This window comes from Azospirillum sp. UENF 112521, from assembly GCF_058780665.1.
The window spans coordinates 47,901-65,158 of the sequence record NZ_JBSNCI010000002.1 but is presented as its reverse complement, the minus strand read 5'-3'; the positions used below and the strand labels follow the sequence as shown (position 1 = coordinate 65,158).

Genomic DNA, 17,258 nt, shown 5'->3' with positions numbered 1-17,258 from the left:
CGGACTGCCCCGATGACCTCCGTCAACGCCACCACCCCGGCCGCACTCGACACCGTCCGCCTGGAGCTGGGCGCCCGCAGCTACGACATCCTCGTCGGCGACGGGGTGCTGGCCGATGCCGGCGAGCGCATCGCCGCGATCACCCGCGGCCGGGCGCCCATCGTGGTGACCGACGCCAACGTCGCGCCTCTGCATCTGGACACGCTGAACGCCGCGATGCTGGCGGCGGGGATCGCACCGCAGCCGGCCATCGTCCTGCCGGCCGGCGAGAAGACCAAGGACTTCGCCCATTTCCAGCAACTGATGGACGACGTCCTGGGCCGCGGCATCGAGCGGTCCACCGTTCTGCTGGCGCTGGGCGGCGGGGTGATCGGCGACATCACCGGCTTTGCCGCGGCGTCGGCGCTGCGCGGCATCGACTTCATCCAGGTGCCGACCACGCTGCTGTCCCAGGTCGACAGCTCGGTCGGCGGCAAGACCGGCATCAACAGCCGGCACGGCAAGAACCTGATCGGCGCCTTCCACCAGCCGCGCCTGGTCATCGCCGATACCGCCACGCTGGACACCCTGCCGCGGCGCGAGGTGCTGGCCGGCTATGCCGAGGTGGTGAAATACGGCCTGATCCGCCAGCCCGACTTCTTCGCTTGGCTGGAGCGGAACGGCCGGCGGGTGGTGGACGGCGACAGCGACGCCCGGCGCCATGCGGTGACCGTCAGCTGCCGCGCCAAGGCCGACATCGTCGGCGTCGACGAGCGCGAGAGCGGCGACCGCGCCCTGCTGAACCTGGGCCACACCTTCGGCCATGCGCTGGAGGCGGCGACCGGCTTCGGCCAGACCCTGCTGCATGGCGAAGGGGTGGCGATCGGCATGGTGCTGGCCTTCGACCTGTCGGTCCGGCTCGGGCTGTGCCCGGCCGACGACGCGCGGCGCGCCCGCGCCCATCTGGCCGATGTCGGCCTGCCGGTGCGCCCGGCCGACATCCCCGGCGTCGCCTGGGACGTGGATGGGCTGGTGCGGTCGATGGCGAAGGACAAGAAGGTGCAGGACGGCCGCATCACCTTCATCCTGGCTGACCGCATCGGCAACGCCTTCACCCGCCGCGACGTCGATGCCGCCGCCGTCCGCGCCGTTCTGGACGAGTCGGTCCAGCCCGCCTGATCCCCGGTCATCACGGATAATCCGTCTTTCGCACAATAGCAGCGGCGGCGGTTGCCCGCCCATACTCCCTCCAACACCGCGGCCATCCCGCCGCGGCCGCAACGGGGAGGATGAGCGATGAAGGCGACGCTTGGGATGTCGGCGATGGGTGCGGTGCTGCTGGCGGCGGCGCCGGCCATGGCGCTGGAGGTGCGCGAGCAGGCGACGATCAAGGCGCCGGTCGAGCAGGTGTGGAAGCAGATCGCCCCCTTCTGCGCGATCAGCGACTGGCACCCGGCGGTGGAGGGCTGCACCCTGCGCAAGACCGGCGACCGCCAGGAGCGTGACATCGCCCTGAAGGGCGGCGGTGCGATCCAGGAACGGCTGACCGGCCTTTCCGCCGCCAAGCACCGGCTGCGCTACACCCTGCTGAACGGGCCGCTGCCGGTGAAGAACTACAATTCCACCATCCGGCTGAGCGCGGTGGACGCCCGCACCACCCGCATCACTTGGTCCTCGCGCTTCCAGGCCAGCGGCGCCTCCGATGCGGACGCGCGCAAGGCGATTGCCGGCATCTACACCAGCGGCTTCGACGGGTTGCGCAAGCGGCTGGAGTCCGGCCAGTAACGACAACGCCGTCGGCAGTGCCCCGGCACATGCGGGAAGTTCCAGACAATCAGTTCTATTGACGATCGGTCCATCAAGCTGACAGGATCGTGTATGCCGCGCTGCGAAATCGCGGTCGAGTGCATCGTTCGTCCACAAAACCTGCAATCACGAGGGAGATGGGACACATGCCGACACGCCGACTGATGCCCGATGTCATCAAGAACCAGGAACTGACCTGCCTGCCGCCGGGCGCCACCGTGCGCGATGCCGCCACGCTGATGGCGCAGAAGCGCATCGCCGCGGTGCTGGTCACCGACGGGAGGACGCTGAAGGGCATCGTCACCGAGCGCGACATGACCGCCCGCGTGGTCGCGGCCGGGCTCGACCCCGACACCACCCTGCTGTCGTCGGTGATGACCGCCGATCCCGACACGCTGGAGCCCTCGGCGACGGCGCTGGAGGCGCTCGACCTGATGGAGCGTCACCATTACCGCCACCTGCCCATCGCGGTGGAGGGCGAGGCGGTCGGCATGGTGTCGATCCGCGACCTCTTCGCCGTGGTGCGCACCCATCTGGAGGACGAACTGCGCAGCCGCGAAGCCTACATGTTCGGCAGCGGCTATTCGGCGGAGGCCACGCTGGGCTGACGGCAAGCTTGACCCATAGGTAACGCTGCGTTGCGGTGGGGTCGGGTTGACCGGGCGCCCGGCCCCACCGATAGTCGAGGGTGAGCCATCCTCTTTGCTGAACTGGAAAGCCCGATGTCCGCGCCCTCGCTGTCCGCCCCCGCCGCGCGCGAGCCGATCCACACCCGTCGTGTCACCTGCCAGGGCTTTCGGCGCGCCGACGGGCTGTGGGACATCGAAGGCCATCTGACCGACGTCAAAAGCTATGGCTTCCATACGGAGGAGCGCGGGCATCTGGAGCCGGGAACCCCGATCCACCAGATGTGGATGCGCCTGACCGTCGACGACAAACTGACCGTCCAGGCGGTGGAGGCGGTGACCGAACACAGCCCCTACAAGGCCTGTGGCAGCATCACGCCGCAGTTCCAGCAGCTGGTGGGCCTGCGCGTCGGACCGGGCTGGACCCGGGCGGTGAAGGACCGGCTGGGCGGAGCGAAGGGCTGCACCCATCTGGTCGAGCTGCTGGGTCCGCTGGCGACCACCGCCTTCCAGACCGTCTACCCGATCCTGGCCCGCGAGGCGGCGGACCGCGCGAAGGCGTCCGGCAAGCCGGCCCAGGACGACGGCAAGCGGCCGGTGCTTCTGAACATGTGCCATATCTTCGACAGCAACGGCGAGGCGGTGCGCAGACATTGGCCTGCGCACTACACCGGCGATGATCGCGCCGGCCCTGAAAACGAAGACGCCGCCCGGGACGAGGCGGCGGAATAGGATAGCCTTCGCCCCGGGCGCCCGCCGGAAATCAGCCGGGCGGGCGCCGGGTGGCGCCGCTCAGGCGTCCAGGCCGGGCTGGGCCGGACCTGCGGCCTGGGTCGGGCCGGGGGTCGGACCGGGCGTGGGGAAGCTGCCGCCCGCGGCGACCGCGGCCTTGACACCGTCCTCCTCGTCAGCCAGCGGCAGCTCGAACGGCGTGCCGACGAACGGGTCGCTGCCGCCATGGCCGGCACGCAGATGACCGTCCTCGGTGCAGGCCCGCCGGTAATAGGACGCAATGAAGACGCGCACGGCCGATGTCAGGGTGACATCGGCGTCTTCCGGCTTGATGCCCTTGCGGCGCGCCTGCTCCTCGATCCGCTCCTTGATCTGGGTGCAGAGGCGGTTGACGGTCAGGCCTTCCCGACGGCCGATCTCCTCCAGAGCATCCCACATCGACGGTTCCAGCCGCATGCTCGTGCGGTGCCCGCCGATCATGATGTTCTGGCTCCTCAGCGGTTCCACCCCCGCATGGGAAGTGATCACGCGCTTTTTCTTCGGCCCACGCTTCGCCATCCGCAGCCCCTTCCACGAAGCCGCCAGCGGACATGCGAAGTTTGTGTCCGCCACGGCGCGATAAATGGTTGCATATATCATACTTTACTAAACGCAGCGGGAAATGCAACCACGCTAGCGCCTCTCATTCTTACAAGTTTTCCTAAAATCGACTCTTGGTTGCATCCATATGTATGTCATTTCGGCCGCTCAACCGCTCGTTATTTGAGGCGCACGAACGATCGACGGGAACGCCCCGCGGACGGGATGGGTGCGGGCTTTCCGGCCCCGTTCAGGCCCCGGCTTCACCGGGGGCGTGGGTGGTCAGCCCCAGCGCATGCACCCGCTCGCGCAACTCGTCGGCCAGCAGCGCATAGACCATCCGCTGGCGCTCCACCCGCGACTTGCCGGCAAAGGCGGCGGAGACCACGGTGACGTGGAAGTGGGTTTCCCCGGCGGCGTCCGCCCCGGCATGGCCGGCATGGCGGGCGCTGTCGTCGACGACCTCGAGCCGGTCCGGCGCCAGTCCGGCGGTCAGCTTTTCGCGGATGCGGGTGGCGTATTCCATGGCGGATCCTGATGTCTCGTCGCTGGTCGGGGAGGGATGGGAGAGGCTGCGGCGGGACGTCGTGACCCGCCCGGCGCGCCAACGGTCAGGAGACGGTGCGATCCCTGCCCTGTCAAGCGTCTGTCAAGCCCGGCGACCCGCAGATTGCGGATGACGGAAGCTCGATTCGGCGCGCTTGCCAGAGGCACCGGCTCTTCCCATACTTGGCCGATGACCAGGAACCGCGCCCGCTCCAGTTACGACAGCTACGCCGCCCCGCGCGCGGCCACCCGTGTGTGCGACCATCCCGATTGCGTCGCCGCCGGCGAATTCCGTGCGCCGAAAAGCCGCAGCAGCCTCAACGAGTACTGGTGGTTCTGCCTGGAGCATGTCCGGGAGTACAACCGGGCCTGGGACTATTACGCCGGCATGTCCACCGACCAGATCGAGGCGGAGGTGCGGCAGGACACCACTTGGCAGCGGCCGAGCTGGCCGCTCGGCAAATGGGCGACGCAGGAGCGCTTCATCCGCGACCGCGTGGTCAACGGCTTCAGTTTCGAATTCGGCCAGGACACCGGCAAGACGAAGACCGAGGAAAAGGCGCACCGGCGCCACCACGCCCGTACCGAAGAGGAAAAGGCGCTGGCGGTCCTTGAACTGACTCCGCCGGTGGACTTCGCACGGATCAAAGCACGCTATCGGGAGCTTGCGAAAAAGCATCATCCCGATGCCAACGGCGGCGACAAGGCTGCGGAAGAACGCCTGAAAGAAATCAATCAGGCCTACAATACGCTGAAAGCCTGTTATGCTGCCTGAACCCCCGTTGGCGGGCCGGGTCAATCCCGCGGCCGCTGGACAACCGACACTCGCTGGAACGTAAGAAACCACCCATGGCTTCCCAAGGAGCGACCCAGGCCAGCTCGGCCCTGTTCGACCACAAGCCCGACACGACGGTCTCGGTGCGTGAGGTCTTCGGCATCGACAGCGACATGCAGGTGCCGGCCTTCAGCCAGCGCTCGGAGCATGTGCCCGACCTCGACAGCGCCTACCGCTTCGACCGGGACACGACCCTGGCCATCCTCGCCGGCTTCGCCTACAACCGCCGCGTCATGGTCCAGGGCTATCACGGCACCGGCAAGTCGACCCACATCGAGCAGGTCGCGGCCCGGCTGAACTGGCCCTGCATCCGCGTCAACCTGGACAGCCACATCAGCCGCATCGACCTGATGGGCAAGGACGCCATCGTGCTCCGCGACGGCGTGCAGGTCACCGAATACCGCGAGGGCATCCTGCCCTGGGCCCTGCAGCATGCCTGCGCCCTGGTGTTCGACGAATATGACGCCGGCCGCCCCGACGTGATGTTCGTGATCCAGCGCGTGCTGGAGGTGGAAGGCAAGCTGACGCTGCTCGACCAGAACCGCGTCATCCGCCCGCATCCGGCCTTCCGCCTGTTCGCCACCGCGAACACCGTCGGGCTGGGCGACACCACCGGCCTCTATCACGGCACCCAGCAGATCAACCAGGGCCAGATGGACCGCTGGAACATCGTGGCGACGCTGAACTACCTGCCGGTCGACGCCGAGGTGAAGATCGTCCAGGCCAAGGTCGCGTCCTATGACGACGCCAAGGGCCGCGACACGGTGGCGTCGATGGTGCGTCTGGCCGACCTGACCCGCGCCGGCTTCATCAACGGCGACATCTCCACCGTCATGAGCCCGCGCACGGTGATCACCTGGGCCGAGAACGCCAAGATCTTCAGCGACGTCGCCTTCGCCTTCCGCATCACCTTCCTCAACAAGTGCGACGAGGTGGAGCGGCCGACGGTGGCCGAATACTACCAGCGCTGCTTCGGCGTCGAGCTGCCGGAGACGGGGGTCCAGGCGAACCTCGTGTGAGAGGTCGGCCGATAGACCGGGCGGCAGACCGGGCGGAGGAGAGCGATGGGATACGCATGGATCGGACCGGACGGGAAACTCACGCTTCCGCAAAGCGTGCGTGACCGGCTTCGGCTCGGTCCCGGCGATTCCCTGCGGGTCGAGGTGACCGGCGACGACCACGGTCTCGCGCTTTCCCCGGCCTCGCCGCCGCTGGAGCCTTTCTTGTGGGATGCCCTGGCGGACATCGCGAAGCGGGAAGGGCGCTCCGTCGAGGAGCTGTGCGATCTGGTGCGGGAGCGGATCGCCGCCATCGCCCGCCGCGGCGACCGGGCACCGGACAATGGACCGCAGACCCTGGCGTCGGCACTGCGGGTCTACATCACCGGCTACTACCGCCGGGCCTGCGAGGGAGGGGAATCGACCGCTGCGGACCCGTTCGCCGGCACGCCTCTGGCCTTGCCAGGGGTCGCGGCAACTGCGACACCCTCCCCTCCGCAGCACCGGATCGAGGATCTGTTCGGCATCGCCGGCCGGTTCCACCCGCCGGTGTCGGTCGAGGACATGGACGAGGCCATCCAGGATGCCACCGCCGAGAGATTCCGGCGGACATGATCGGACTGGACACGAACACACTCGTCCGCCTGATCGTCGACGATGACCAGGAACAGGCCGCCCGCGCCCGCAACGCCGTCAGCCGCGCGGTGGCGGAGGGCAAGCGGCTGTTCGTGAACAGGATCGTGCTGACGGAGGTCGTCTGGGTGATGGAGCGGGCCTACAAACGCCCGCGTGCGGAGATCTGCTCGATCCTCGACCGCCTTCTGAACACCGTGGACCTGATCGTCGAAGACCACGAAGTGGCGCTTGAGGCCTTGGAGCGTTACCGTGCCGGCCCGGCCGGTTTCGCCGACGGGCTTATCGCCGTGGGCAACCGGGTTTCCGGCTGCGCCTGCACACTTACGTTTGACCGGAAGGCCGCGCGCCTGCCCGAATTCCAACATCCGGCTTGATGAAATGACCACCCAGAACGACACCCCCGTCGAAGCCTTCAAGCGGTCCACCACCGCCACGGTGCGCGCCATGTCCCGGCGGGCGGAGGTGCAGGTGGGCTTTTCGTCCGATCCGCCGGGTCTGGCGGGCCAGCGGGTGCGGGTGCCGCTGCCGGCGCGCGACCTGAACCCGGTCGAGGTCGCCAAGCTGCGCGGGGCGGCCGATGCCGTCGCGCTGCGGCTGCGCCATCACGACGCCACGGTGCATGCCCACCGCATGCCGCTGGGCGACGCCGCGCGCCAGGCCTACGACGCGATGGAGCAGGCGCGCTGCGAGGCGCTGGGCAGCCGCGACATGGCCGGCGTCGCCCACAATCTGGAAGCGGCGCTGGAGGATCGCTACACCCGCCAGGGCTTCGACCGCTTCGACGACCGCGGACAGGTGCCCTTGTCGGAAGCGCTGCGGATGATGGCGCGCGAGGCGATGACCGGTGCGCCGCCGCCGCCCGCCGCCGCCCATGCCGTCGACCTCTGGCGCCCCTGGATCGAGGAGCGGCTGGGCCGGGACATGAAGGGGCTGGCCAACTACGTCGGCGACCAGGAGGCCTACGCCAAGGCCGTCCGCCGGCTGCTGGCCGACCTCGACATGGAAGTCGGGCAGGAAGCCGACCAGGAGGAGGAGGAGGACCAGCAGACCCAGTCCTCCGAGGACGAGGAATCGCCCCAGCACGGCCAGACCCGCGGCCAGGACGAGGACCAGTCCGACGCCGAATCGATGGCCTCGTCGGAGATGCAGGACTCGTCGGAGGCCGGCGAGAGCGCCGAGGAGGGCGCCGGCGAGGAAGGCGACATGGAGATGGGCGAGGGCGAGGGGGCGGAGGAGCCCGCCGGCCCCGGCCAGCCCTGGCGCAACGACCTCAACCGCCGCAACGAGCCCGATCCCAACGCCTACAAGGCCTTCACCACCCAGTATGACGAGGTGGTGGACGCCGCAGACCTCTGCGACCCGGCCGAGCTGGAACGGTTGCGCCACCTGCTGGACCAGCAGTTGCAGAACCTGCAGGGCGTGATCTCCAAGCTGGCGAACCGGCTGCAGCGGCGGCTGATGGCCAAGCAGCAGCGTTCCTGGAACTTCGACCTGGAGGAAGGCATCCTCGACGCCGCCCGGCTGGCCCGCGTCGTCGCCAACCCGGTCCTGCCGCTCTCCTTCAAGGCGGAGAAGGAGATGGACTTCCGCGACACCGTGGTATCGCTGCTGATCGACAATTCCGGCTCGATGCGCGGCCGGCCGATCTCCATCGCCGCGATGAGCGCCGACATCCTCGCCCGCACGCTGGAGCGCTGCGCGGTGAAGGTGGAGGTGCTGGGCTTCACCACCCGCGCCTGGAAGGGCGGACAGGCGCGCGAGGCCTGGGTGGCCGGCGGCAAGCCGCCGCATCCCGGCCGGCTGAACGACCTGCGCCACATCGTCTACAAGGCGGCCGACATGCCGTGGCGCCGCGCCCGCAAGAATCTCGGCCTGATGCTGCGCGAAGGCATCCTGAAGGAGAACATCGACGGCGAGGCGCTGCAATGGGCGCACAACCGGCTGCTCGGCCGGCCGGAACAGCGCCGCATCCTGATGGTGATCTCCGACGGTGCCCCGGTCGACGACTCGACCCTGTCGGTGAATGCCGGCAACTATCTGGAACGCCACCTGCGCCAGACCATCGAGCAGATCGAGACCCGCTCGCCCGTCGAGCTGGTGGCGATCGGCATCGGCCACGACGTGACCCGCTATTACCGCCGCGCCGTGACCATCGTCGATGCGGAGCAGCTGGGCGGCACGATGATGAACAAGCTGGCCGAACTGTTCGACGAGGACGACCGCCGCGGCGGCCGTCGCAGCTGGCGCTGAGGTAAGGAAGCGGGCAGGGGCGTTTCCAGTCTTTCCAATGACTTATCTGGAAACGCCGGCCCGCTTCAGGGCGTATCCTTACCTGCGAACACCGGCTTGGCAGTCTCACCCGCCACCGGCGGGGGTGCGGCGGGCGGCGCTGCCGGCGCCACTGCCGCCGCTGCCACTGCCGCCGCCTTCGCGGCGTCCTTCTTCTCCTCCTCCAGCACCAGGCGCCAAAGTTCGGTCATCCCGGTCCGGCCGCGCAGCGACCGGCCGCCCTGGCGGACCAGCGGAACGGCGTCCTTGCCCTTGGCGGCGGTGACGCCGCTGGTCAGGACGATCACCTCGGACTCGCCCTGGAGGGCGGCCGACAGCTCCTCGATCCGGGCGGCGACGTTCACGGTGTCGCCGACGATGGTGTAGTTGATCCGGCTGTCGGAGCCGATGTTGCCGACCACCACCGGGCCGCTGTGCAGCCCGACGCGGACATGGATCGGCGCCCGGCCTTCGGCGACGCGGCGGCGGTTGTCGGCGCGGATGGCATGGTGTATCGCCAGTGCGGCACGCAGCCCGCGGACGGCATGGTCCTCCTGCGCCTCGGGCGCGCCCCAGAAGGCCATCAGCGAATCGCCGATGAACTTGTCCACCGTGCCGCCCTCCGCCTCGATGCAGGCGGCAAGCAGGGTGAAATGCTCGTTCAGCAGGGCGGCGGTGTCGGCGGCGGCCATATGCTCGGCCATGCGGGAGAAGCCGCGGATGTCGGTGAACATCACCGTCACCTCGCGCTGCACCGAGTCGAGCCCGCCCTCGGTCTCGCGCTGGCGCATCAGGCGCAGGACCAGCGCCTTCGGCACATAGGTCTCGAACCAGCGCAGGCCGGCGACCATGGCGTTGAAGGCGGTGGCGGCGCGCGCCATCTCGCGCAGGCGGGAGTCGGGCAGGTCGGAAATGGCGCGGAACTCGAAGGCGCGGACGCGGTCGGCGGCCTCGGCCAGCCGCGCCACCTGCCGGCTGATCCGCCGCCCGACCAGCAGCGCCACCCCGACCGACACCAGCAGGATGGCGAGGCCGACGGCGCCGGTGATGTAGAGCCGGCGGACCTCGACATTCAGTTCGCCGTCGCGATAGCCGATGCCGATGATCCAGTCCTGCTGCCCGTATCCCGACATCTTGCGGGTCAGGAAGATGTAGTCGCTGCCGAGAACCTGGACGGCGCGCGCCTCCACCCGCTTCTTCAGCGACTGGACGGGCACGCCGCTGGACCACAGCGCCGCCAGCGCCGGGTCGTCGACCTGATCGGTACGCGGCAGCGGCGGGCCGTCCAGCTTGCCGGAAAAATCGAAGCTGCGGCCGACCAGCGCCGGATGGGCCAGCACATGGCTCTGGTCATACAGCACGAAGGCGTTCAGCCCCTGCTCCACATACAGCACCGACAGGAAGCGCGACAGGTCGCCCAGCGACACGCCGACCGCCACCTGCCCCAGATAGCGGCCGTCGCGCCGCACCGGCTGGTAGAGGGTGACGAAGCTGTTCTGCGCCTCCTTCAGCCAGCGCGGGTCGGCCCAGGTCGCGGCGCTGCGGTTGGGGCCGTCCAGGATCTCCGGCGGAATGTCGCTGTCGCCCTGCAAGTCGATGGGATCGGCGGCTAGCCCGCCGTTCAGCCGGCCGACGCGGACGCCGGTCAGGTCCGGGCGGATGAAGGCGAGGCCGGTGACGTCCGGGGCGCCGGCCAGCGCGCCGCGCAGCGTGTCGATCATCGCCGTGTTGTCGCCGGCGCGCAGGTCGCCGCGCTCGATCAGTCCGGCGACGAAGCGCGCCATCTCGCGCGCGGGATCAAGCTGGTGGCGGACCCGCACCTCCACCCCGGCCAGCGCCAGATCGGCCTTGTCGTTCAGCAGGGCGAAGGTGTTGGTGCTGGCGCTGACCAGACCCAGCACCAGGACGCTGGCGACCGCCGCCAGCATCAGCGAGCCGAACCCCGCCACCAGCACCGCGGCGATGGGCAGCCGCAGGCGCCGGCGCCCGGCGGGCTTCAGGCCGGCTTTTCCCGCAGCCTTCGCCGACGCCTTCGCCACCGCCTGTCCGGCCGGCTTCACGGCCGTCGCCGGAAGGGGCGGAGCAATCTGGGGGCGCGCTGACGGGGTATCGGACATGCGCGGCAGCCTACCCGCCCATCCGGCCGGCGGCAACCCGCGGGGCTGTATCCTTACGCGGATTTCATGCGGTCATGCTCATGCTTGGGGTTGCCGCTACTCCCTGCTCACTATTGCCCGCCCTATTGCCCGACAATCACCTTCACCCGCTGGCCGGGTTGCAGCGGCGTGCCGGGCGGGAGGTCGTTGATGATTCGGAACAATTCTTCGGCATAAGGCTCCTGCGGCATGCGGCGAACGAAGCCGGCAACGCTGTCGCCGGGCTGCACCGCCGTCACCTGCACCCGGCGCGGGCGGTAGCGGGCGGCCTCCTCCGCGGTCATGCGGTGGAAGCTGTTGGCCGCCGCCTGGAAATCGCTGTCGAAACGAGCCAGCGATCCGGCGGGCGCCAGGAAGGTGAAGCGGTACATCTTGCCGTCCTGGGCGCGGATCGCCACCAGCCGGATGTCGGCGCTGGTGCCGTCGGTCTCGCCGCGCGTGGTGGCCGTCGCCGCTGCCATGCCGCCGATGGTGAGACGCTGGAGGTTCGACAGCGTCGCGTCCTTGCCCCACACGCCGGTCAGGAAGCCGGCCGGGTCGGACACGCCGGCGGCCGATCCGCCGTCGAAGGCCATGGCGGTGCCGTTCGGTCCCTTGGCGACCACCTGATCGGCGCCGTTCAACAACGAATAGCCCTGCGGCACGGTGAAGGCGATGCCAAGCTGCGGGTGGGCGAAGGTGCGGCCGCGGACATAGCCGTTCTCCGGGCTGTCGCCATAGATCATGCCGTCGACTGCCGCCAGGTAAGGATCGCGCGGGCGGGCACCGCCCGGCGGGATGGCGCGGGCGAGGTCGGCGGTGCGGCGGACGCGCTCCTCGGTCGCCGGATGGCTGGCGAGGAAGTCGAAGCCGCCCCCGCCCTTGTTGCCGGCGCGCAGGCCGTCATACTGGCTGTCGCGGCGCAGCGTCTCCAGGAAGGTCGCCATGGCGAAGGGATCGTAGCCGGTCCGCCGCAGCGTCTCGACGCCGAGCTGGTCGGCCTCCAGCTCCTGCTCGCGCGAATAGCTGGCGACCATCGCGGTGCCGCCCAGCCCGGCCAGCTGCGCCAGCGTGTCGTTGCCGAACACCAGCCCGACCCCGGCGGCGAGCAGCCCGGCGATGGTCTGTCGGGTCTGGCGCTGCGCCGAGTGGTGGGCGGTGACGTGGCCGATCTCGTGCGACAGCACCCCGGCCACCTCGGCCTCGTCCTTCGCCAGCGCCAGCAGGCCGCGGGTGACGTAGACATAGCCGCCGGGCAGGGCGAAGGCGTTGACCACGTCGCTGTCCAGCACGGTGAAGGTCCAGGGCTCGCGCGCCAGCGCCGTGGTGGCGGCGAGCTTGCGGCCGAGCTGGTCAATGTAGCCCTGGAGCTTGGCATCCTTCACCGCGCCGCCGAACTGGGCCAGGATCTTCGGGTGTTCCTGCGCCCCCAGCGCCGCCTCGTCGCCGCCGGAGAGGACATTGTCGAGCAGCCCGGCGCGGGCGGGCGCGGGCGCGACAAGGGCGGGCGCGGCGGCTGCCAGCATCAGGGTGGCCAGTGCGGCGCGGAGGGGTGCGGCGCGGAGGGGCTTGCGGAAGGGGAGATGGGTCGGCATACCGGTCAAAACCCCGCCCGGCGGCGGATGTTCCGCAAGGACGGCCTTCCCGATGCGACGTGTCACGCTTCCGCTTGTGCGCTTGTCGATTCTGCTGCTGGCCGGGCTGCCGGTGACCGGCGCCGCCTGGGCGGACGGGCTCCGGGTCACCGCCGTGCTGGACGGCGACACGCTGGAGTTGGAGGACGGCCGCCGGGTCCGTCTGGCCGGGATCGACGCGGCAAAGCCGCCGCGGAACGCCGATCCCGCCGACGGGCGGGTCTGGCCGCTGGCCGAGGCGGCGACCGCGGCGCTGGCCGATCTGTCGCTGGGCCGCCGCGTCAGGCTGCATGGGCCGGCGCCGACCGACCGCCATGGCCGGCTGCTCGCCCATCTGGTGCGGGAAGACGGGCTGTGGCTGCAATCGGCGCTGCTGGTCCGCGGGCTGGCGCGCGTCCACACCCGGCCCGACGCCCGCGCCTATGCGGCGGAGCTGCTGGCCGGCGAGGAGGCCGCGCGCAACGCCGGGCGCGGGCTGTGGCGCAGCCGGGTCTATGCCGTGCGCGACGCCGCCGACGCCGACGGGCTTTCCCGCGACCGCGACAGCTTCCAGCTGGTGGAAGGGCTGGTGCTGGCGGTGTCCAAGGGCGGCGGCGAGAGCTGGCTCGATTTCGGCACCGACTGGCGCAGCGACGTCACCGTCCATATCGGCCGCGCCGCGATGCGCGAGGTCACCCGCGCCGGCATCGACCCGCTGTCCTACGAAGGCCGCCGGGTGCGCGTGCGGGGCTGGATCACGCTGCGCAATGGCCCCATGATCGAGATCACCCATCCCGACCAGATCGAGCGGCTGGAGCGGGAGCCGGCCGCCGCCGCCCCGCAGCGTGCCGGCGCCGACGATGACGACCCATGGGATGACGACGAAGGGGAGGAGGATCCGGAATGAGGAAGCCGTCGCTTGGGCCTGTGGCTGGACGCCTGTTTGCCGCCCTGTCTTTGCTGCTCGTCGCCCTACCGCTGCATCCGGCACTGGCCGGCGGGCCGGCGCTGACCGTCGCCGTCGCCGGGGCCGAGCGGGTGTTCGACCGCGACACCCTGCTGGCGCGGCCCGACGCGGTGACCGTCGACATCCCGGCCGACATCTCCTATGGCCGGCCGATGAGCTACCGCGCCGTGCCGCTCGCCAGCCTGCTGGGTACCGTAGATTTTCCGCCCGGCACGGTGCTGGAGGGGGTGGCGTCGGACGGCTTCACCGCGCAGCTGCCGCCGGAGCTGTGCCTGCGCAGCGGTCCCGACGGCGCCGTCGCCTTCCTGGCGGTGGAGCCGGCCGACCGGCCCTGGCCCAACCTGCCGGGAAAGGAGGTCTCCGCCGGCCCCTTCTATCTGGTGTGGGTGCGGCCGGAGGCGTCGGGGGTGCGCAGCGAACAATGGCCCTATCAGCTGGCCCGCATCGTCGCCTCCGACGATCCGCTGCGCCGCTGGCCGCAGCTGGCGGTCGAGCAGGGCCTGCCCGCCGACTCGGCCATCCGCGCCGGACAGGCGGTGTTCATCACCCAGTGCATGGCCTGCCACACCCTGAACGGCGCCGGCAGCGCCACGATGGGGCCGGACCTGAACCGGCCGATGAACCCGACCCAATACCTCACGCCCGCCGGGCTGAAGACGCTGATCCGCGATCCGCGATCCGTCCGGACATGGCCCGGCCAGCAGATGCCGGGTTTCGACACCACAATGCTGAGCGATGCCGATCTGGACCGGGTCGTCGCCTATCTCGGCCATATGGCGGGGCGGAAGGCGCCGTGAGAGGGGGGCTTTCGCCCCCATCCCACCGGCGACACATCCGGCGGGGCGTCATAGGGTCGCGTTGAAATCGTCCAGCAGCGTGGCGATGCGGCCGCTGTCGCTCTGGTCCATGATGACGCGGGCGCGGCGGCCCGCCTCCACAAGGTCGAGCGAGCGGATGCGCTTCTTCACCGCCGGCACCGCCAGCGGCGCCATCGACAGCTCGCGCACGCCCAGCCCCAGCAGCAACGCCGTATAGCGCGGGTCGCCGGCGATCTCGCCGCAGACCGACACCGGGATGCGGGCGCGCAGGGCGGCCTCCACCGTGAACTGGATCAGCCGCAGCACGGCCGGATGCAGCGGGTCGTAGAGGGTGGCGACCTGTTCGTCGGCGCGGTCGATGGCCAGCGTGTACTGGGTCAGGTCGTTGGTGCCGATGGAGAAGAAGTCGGCGGCATAGGCCAGCGCGTCGGCGGCCAGCGCCGCCCCCGGCACCTCCACCATCACGCCCACCGGCGGCAGCGGGTCGGCGATGGCGACGCCGCGGCGGCGCAGCCGGCGGGCGACCTGCCCCATCATCTCGCGCACCTTCTGCACCTCGGTGACCGAAGCGATCATCGGCAGCAGGATGCGCAGCGGTCCGTGGACGCCGGCCCGCAGCATGGCGGCGAGCTGCGTCTCCAGCAGCTTCGGCTCGCGCAGGCCGAGGCGAATGGCCCGCAGGCCCAGCGCCGGGTTGGCCGGCTCGCCATAGCGCCCGGCCATCCAGCCGGCCAGCTTCTCGCCACCCAGATCCATGGTGCGGGCGGTGACGGTGCGGCCGCCCATCCCCTCGATCATGGTGCGCAGCACGGCGTACTGCTCATCCTCGTCGGGCAGATGGTCGCGGTTCATGAACATGAACTCGGTCCGCAGCAGGCCGATGCCCTGGGCGCCATGCTCCAGCGCGTGGTCGAGATCGCGCGGCAGCTCCAGGTTCGCCATCAGCGTGATGGCGGTGCCGTCGCGGGTGACGGCGGGCAGCTTGCGCAGGCTCTTCAGCCCCTGGCGTTCGCGTTCGCGGGCGGCGCGCCGCTCGCTGTAATCGGCCAGCACATCGGCCGGCGGGTCGATCAGCACGCGGCCCTGCAGGCCGTCGACGACCACCGTCACGCCGTTGCGCACGCCGGCCAGCAGGCCGGGGGCACCCAGCACCGCCGGCAGGCCGAGCGAGCGGGCGAGGATGGCGGTGTGCCCTTCCGCCCCGCCCAGCACCGTGGCGAAGCCGCCGACGACGGTGGGGTCGAGCAGGGCGGTGTCGGCGGGGGTCAGCTCCTCCGCAAGGATGATGCTGCCGGGGGGCAGGCTGCTGAAGGCCCGGTATTCCTGCTTCATCAGGTTGCGGGTCAGCCGCCGCCCGACCTCGCGGATGTCGTCGATGCGGCCGGCGAGATAGGCGTCGTCCATGCCGGCGAAGGTCGCGGCGATGGTGGCGATCTCCGCCTGGATGGCGGCCTCGGCGTTGATCCGGTCCTGCTTGATGCGATGCTCCACCCCGCGGGTCAGGCGCGAGTTGGTGACCATCGACAGGTGGGCGTCGAGCAGGAAGCCGATCTCCTCCGACGCCGAGTCGGGCAGGACGAGCGCCTTGCTCTTCAGCTTCTTGATCTGTCGGCGCGCCTTGGTCGCCGCCTCGTTGAATCGGGCGACCTCCGCCTCGACCGCTTGCGGTTCGACGGCGTATTCGGGAATGGCGACGGCGCCGCTTTCCACCACATGGGCCGGGCCGATGGCGATGCCGGGCGACACGCCCAGGCCGCGCAGGGCGCGCGCCGCAGCGCTGGCCGAAGCGCTCACCGGCTCGGGCGACGGGGTGCCGCCGGAACCGCCGCGGTCGGGGCCGGATACTTGGCCGCCAGTTGGGCCGCCGGTCTGGCCGGCGGGGGGCAGGTCATTCTTCATCGAACTTGCGGTTGATCAGGTCCAGGAGGGCGTCCATCGCGGCATCGGCCTCAGCGCCGCTGGCGCGCAGCTCCACACTGGTGCCGGGACCGGCGGCCAGCATCATCAGCCCCATGATCGACTCGCCGGACACCACGGACTCGCCGCGGCGCACCGAGATCTCGGCATCGAAGGTGGCGACCAGCTTGACGAACTTGGCCGAGGCGCGCGCGTGCAGGCCACGCTGGTTGGTGATGGTGGCGGTGCGGCGGATTTCGCCGTCGGCGGATGCCGTGTCGTCGGGGTGGCTCATCGCGGGCGGTCAGTCCGACAGGAGGGTGGAGGCGACGTTGATGTATTTCTGCCCGGCGTCGCGGGCGGCGATCACCGATTTGTCCAGCGGCTCGGTCTTGCGCACGCTGGCGAGCTTGATCAGCATCGGCAGGTTGACGCCGGCGATCACCTCGACCTTCGCCTTGTCCATGATGGAGATGGCGAGGTTGGACGGCGTGCCGCCGAACATGTCGGTCAGCACCACGACGCCCGACCCGTCGTCGACCTCCGCCACCGAGTTCAGGATGTCCTGGCGGCGCTGTTCCATGTCGTCGTCCGGGCCGATGCACACGGCGCGCACCTGCTGCTGTTCGCCCACCACGTGGAACAGTGCGGCGATGAATTCCTCGGCCAGCCGCCCGTGGGTGACAAGAACCATACCGATCATGGGACATCCTTCAAGGTTGGGTCCTCCCCGGAGACCTGCGCGAGGGCCGCCGCCGCGGGGCGGCAGCGCTCATCGCATCTGGATCGTTGGTTGGACGCATGGTCGTCAAGGCGCAATTTGC

Annotated in this window: 18 protein-coding genes; 11 read left to right on the top strand and 7 right to left on the bottom strand. The window is 70.1% G+C overall.

Annotated features, from left to right (window positions below; genetic code table 11):
- The first annotated feature begins 12 nt into the window (after window positions 1–12).
- The 4 genes from aroB (at window position 13) to ACWPN8_RS02455 (ending at window position 3,143) form a co-directional block, all read left to right on the top strand.
- A complete protein-coding gene (aroB, locus tag ACWPN8_RS02470; protein WP_492239803.1) occupies window positions 13–1,158 on the top strand; it encodes a 3-dehydroquinate synthase in 1,146 nt (381 codons plus the stop codon).
- A 117-nt stretch (window positions 1,159–1,275) separates the two neighbouring features.
- Window positions 1,276–1,764 (top strand): SRPBCC family protein, encoded by a 489-nt coding sequence (locus ACWPN8_RS02465; protein ID WP_109095977.1) that lies wholly within the window; start codon window positions 1,276–1,278, stop codon window positions 1,762–1,764.
- A 167-nt stretch (window positions 1,765–1,931) separates the two neighbouring features.
- Complete coding sequence (locus tag ACWPN8_RS02460) at window positions 1,932–2,393, top strand: CBS domain-containing protein (RefSeq protein WP_109095978.1); 462 nt, start codon at window positions 1,932–1,934, stop codon at window positions 2,391–2,393.
- A 114-nt stretch (window positions 2,394–2,507) separates the two neighbouring features.
- Complete coding sequence (locus tag ACWPN8_RS02455) at window positions 2,508–3,143, top strand: DUF2889 domain-containing protein (protein ID WP_109095979.1); 636 nt, start codon at window positions 2,508–2,510, stop codon at window positions 3,141–3,143.
- Window positions 3,144–3,203: 60 nt separating this feature from the next.
- On the opposite strand, the gene ACWPN8_RS02450 is transcribed toward ACWPN8_RS02455, so the two are convergent.
- Both ACWPN8_RS02450 and ACWPN8_RS02445 read right to left on the bottom strand, forming a co-directional pair.
- Entirely contained in the window at window positions 3,204–3,671 is a 468-nt protein-coding gene (locus ACWPN8_RS02450; protein ID WP_247872779.1) for a ribbon-helix-helix domain-containing protein, read from the bottom strand.
- 301 nt (window positions 3,672–3,972) lie between these two features.
- Window positions 3,973–4,248, bottom strand: coding sequence for a BolA family protein (locus ACWPN8_RS02445; RefSeq protein WP_085087049.1), 276 nt, complete (start codon window positions 4,246–4,248; stop codon window positions 3,973–3,975).
- A 150-nt stretch (window positions 4,249–4,398) separates the two neighbouring features.
- Between ACWPN8_RS02445 and ACWPN8_RS02440 the strand changes: the two genes are divergently transcribed.
- From ACWPN8_RS02440 to cobT, 5 genes are all read left to right on the top strand, one after another.
- Complete coding sequence (locus ACWPN8_RS02440; protein WP_348770320.1) at window positions 4,399–5,043, top strand: J domain-containing protein; 645 nt, start codon at window positions 4,399–4,401, stop codon at window positions 5,041–5,043.
- Window positions 5,044–5,117: 74 nt separating this feature from the next.
- On the top strand, window positions 5,118–6,122 hold the full coding sequence (gene cobS, locus ACWPN8_RS02435) for a cobaltochelatase subunit CobS (protein WP_109095981.1): 1,005 nt from the start codon (window positions 5,118–5,120) through the stop codon (window positions 6,120–6,122).
- A 45-nt stretch (window positions 6,123–6,167) separates the two neighbouring features.
- The gene (locus ACWPN8_RS02430) at window positions 6,168–6,716 is read left to right on the top strand and encodes a ribbon-helix-helix domain-containing protein (RefSeq protein WP_492239802.1); all 549 of its coding nucleotides are present in this window, start codon (window positions 6,168–6,170) and stop codon (window positions 6,714–6,716) included.
- On the top strand, window positions 6,713–7,111 hold the full coding sequence (locus tag ACWPN8_RS02425; RefSeq protein WP_492239801.1) for a type II toxin-antitoxin system VapC family toxin: 399 nt from the start codon (window positions 6,713–6,715) through the stop codon (window positions 7,109–7,111). Before ACWPN8_RS02430 ends, ACWPN8_RS02425 begins: the two co-directional genes overlap by 4 nt.
- A gap of 4 nt (window positions 7,112–7,115) precedes the next feature.
- Window positions 7,116–8,987, top strand: a complete 1,872-nt coding sequence (gene cobT / locus ACWPN8_RS02420; protein ID WP_492239800.1) for a cobaltochelatase subunit CobT — start codon at window positions 7,116–7,118, stop codon at window positions 8,985–8,987.
- Window positions 8,988–9,052: 65 nt separating this feature from the next.
- Here the strand turns inward: cobT and ACWPN8_RS02415 are convergent, their stop codons facing one another.
- Both ACWPN8_RS02415 and ACWPN8_RS02410 read right to left on the bottom strand, forming a co-directional pair.
- Window positions 9,053–11,065 carry an adenylate/guanylate cyclase domain-containing protein gene (locus ACWPN8_RS02415; RefSeq protein WP_492239799.1) on the bottom strand — a complete coding sequence of 671 codons (2,013 nt, stop codon included), beginning with the start codon at window positions 11,063–11,065 and terminating at the stop codon, window positions 9,053–9,055.
- A gap of 179 nt (window positions 11,066–11,244) precedes the next feature.
- Entirely contained in the window at window positions 11,245–12,735 is a 1,491-nt protein-coding gene (locus tag ACWPN8_RS02410) for a M48 family metalloprotease (protein ID WP_492239798.1), read from the bottom strand.
- A gap of 52 nt (window positions 12,736–12,787) precedes the next feature.
- On the opposite strand from ACWPN8_RS02410, the gene ACWPN8_RS02405 reads away from it, so the two are divergent.
- Window positions 12,788–13,660: a thermonuclease family protein gene (locus tag ACWPN8_RS02405; RefSeq protein WP_492239797.1), complete on the top strand. Its 873-nt coding sequence runs from the start codon at window positions 12,788–12,790 to the stop codon at window positions 13,658–13,660.
- A complete protein-coding gene (locus ACWPN8_RS02400; RefSeq protein ID WP_492239796.1) occupies window positions 13,657–14,517 on the top strand; it encodes a c-type cytochrome in 861 nt (286 codons plus the stop codon). The genes ACWPN8_RS02405 and ACWPN8_RS02400 overlap by 4 nt, the downstream gene beginning before the upstream one ends.
- A 48-nt stretch (window positions 14,518–14,565) precedes the next feature.
- Here the strand turns inward: ACWPN8_RS02400 and ptsP are convergent, their stop codons facing one another.
- From ptsP to ACWPN8_RS02385, 3 genes are read right to left on the bottom strand one after another with little or no spacing between them, the layout of a single operon-like run.
- On the bottom strand, window positions 14,566–16,437 hold the full coding sequence (gene ptsP, locus ACWPN8_RS02395) for a phosphoenolpyruvate--protein phosphotransferase (RefSeq protein ID WP_492239795.1): 1,872 nt from the start codon (window positions 16,435–16,437) through the stop codon (window positions 14,566–14,568).
- Complete coding sequence (locus tag ACWPN8_RS02390) at window positions 16,427–16,729, bottom strand: HPr family phosphocarrier protein (protein ID WP_109095987.1); 303 nt, start codon at window positions 16,727–16,729, stop codon at window positions 16,427–16,429. The genes ptsP and ACWPN8_RS02390 overlap by 11 nt, the downstream gene beginning before the upstream one ends.
- A 9-nt stretch (window positions 16,730–16,738) precedes the next feature.
- Complete coding sequence (locus ACWPN8_RS02385; protein WP_042690507.1) at window positions 16,739–17,137, bottom strand: PTS sugar transporter subunit IIA; 399 nt, start codon at window positions 17,135–17,137, stop codon at window positions 16,739–16,741.
- Window positions 17,138–17,258: the final 121 nt, after the last annotated feature.

Excerpts from the sequence above, each read along its gene's own strand:
- aroB (WP_492239803.1), top strand. The coding sequence starts at position 13 with ATGACCTCCGTCAACGCCACCACCCCGGCCGCACTCGACACCGTCCGC.
- ACWPN8_RS02465 (WP_109095977.1), top strand. The coding sequence starts at position 1,276 with ATGAAGGCGACGCTTGGGATGTCGGCGATGGGTGCGGTGCTGCTGGCG.
- ACWPN8_RS02460 (WP_109095978.1), top strand. The coding sequence starts at position 1,932 with ATGCCGACACGCCGACTGATGCCCGATGTCATCAAGAACCAGGAACTG.
- ACWPN8_RS02455 (WP_109095979.1), top strand. The coding sequence starts at position 2,508 with ATGTCCGCGCCCTCGCTGTCCGCCCCCGCCGCGCGCGAGCCGATCCAC.
- ACWPN8_RS02445 (WP_085087049.1), bottom strand. The coding sequence starts at position 4,248 with ATGGAATACGCCACCCGCATCCGCGAAAAGCTGACCGCCGGACTGGCG.
- ACWPN8_RS02440 (WP_348770320.1), top strand. The coding sequence starts at position 4,399 with ATGACGGAAGCTCGATTCGGCGCGCTTGCCAGAGGCACCGGCTCTTCC.
- cobS (WP_109095981.1), top strand. The coding sequence starts at position 5,118 with ATGGCTTCCCAAGGAGCGACCCAGGCCAGCTCGGCCCTGTTCGACCAC.
- ACWPN8_RS02430 (WP_492239802.1), top strand. The coding sequence starts at position 6,168 with ATGGGATACGCATGGATCGGACCGGACGGGAAACTCACGCTTCCGCAA.
- ACWPN8_RS02425 (WP_492239801.1), top strand. The coding sequence starts at position 6,713 with ATGATCGGACTGGACACGAACACACTCGTCCGCCTGATCGTCGACGAT.
- cobT (WP_492239800.1), top strand. The coding sequence starts at position 7,116 with ATGACCACCCAGAACGACACCCCCGTCGAAGCCTTCAAGCGGTCCACC.
- ACWPN8_RS02410 (WP_492239798.1), bottom strand. The coding sequence starts at position 12,735 with ATGCCGACCCATCTCCCCTTCCGCAAGCCCCTCCGCGCCGCACCCCTC.
- ACWPN8_RS02405 (WP_492239797.1), top strand. The coding sequence starts at position 12,788 with ATGCGACGTGTCACGCTTCCGCTTGTGCGCTTGTCGATTCTGCTGCTG.
- ACWPN8_RS02400 (WP_492239796.1), top strand. The coding sequence starts at position 13,657 with ATGAGGAAGCCGTCGCTTGGGCCTGTGGCTGGACGCCTGTTTGCCGCC.
- ptsP (WP_492239795.1), bottom strand. The coding sequence starts at position 16,437 with ATGAAGAATGACCTGCCCCCCGCCGGCCAGACCGGCGGCCCAACTGGC.
- ACWPN8_RS02390 (WP_109095987.1), bottom strand. The coding sequence starts at position 16,729 with ATGAGCCACCCCGACGACACGGCATCCGCCGACGGCGAAATCCGCCGC.
- ACWPN8_RS02385 (WP_042690507.1), bottom strand. The coding sequence starts at position 17,137 with ATGATCGGTATGGTTCTTGTCACCCACGGGCGGCTGGCCGAGGAATTC.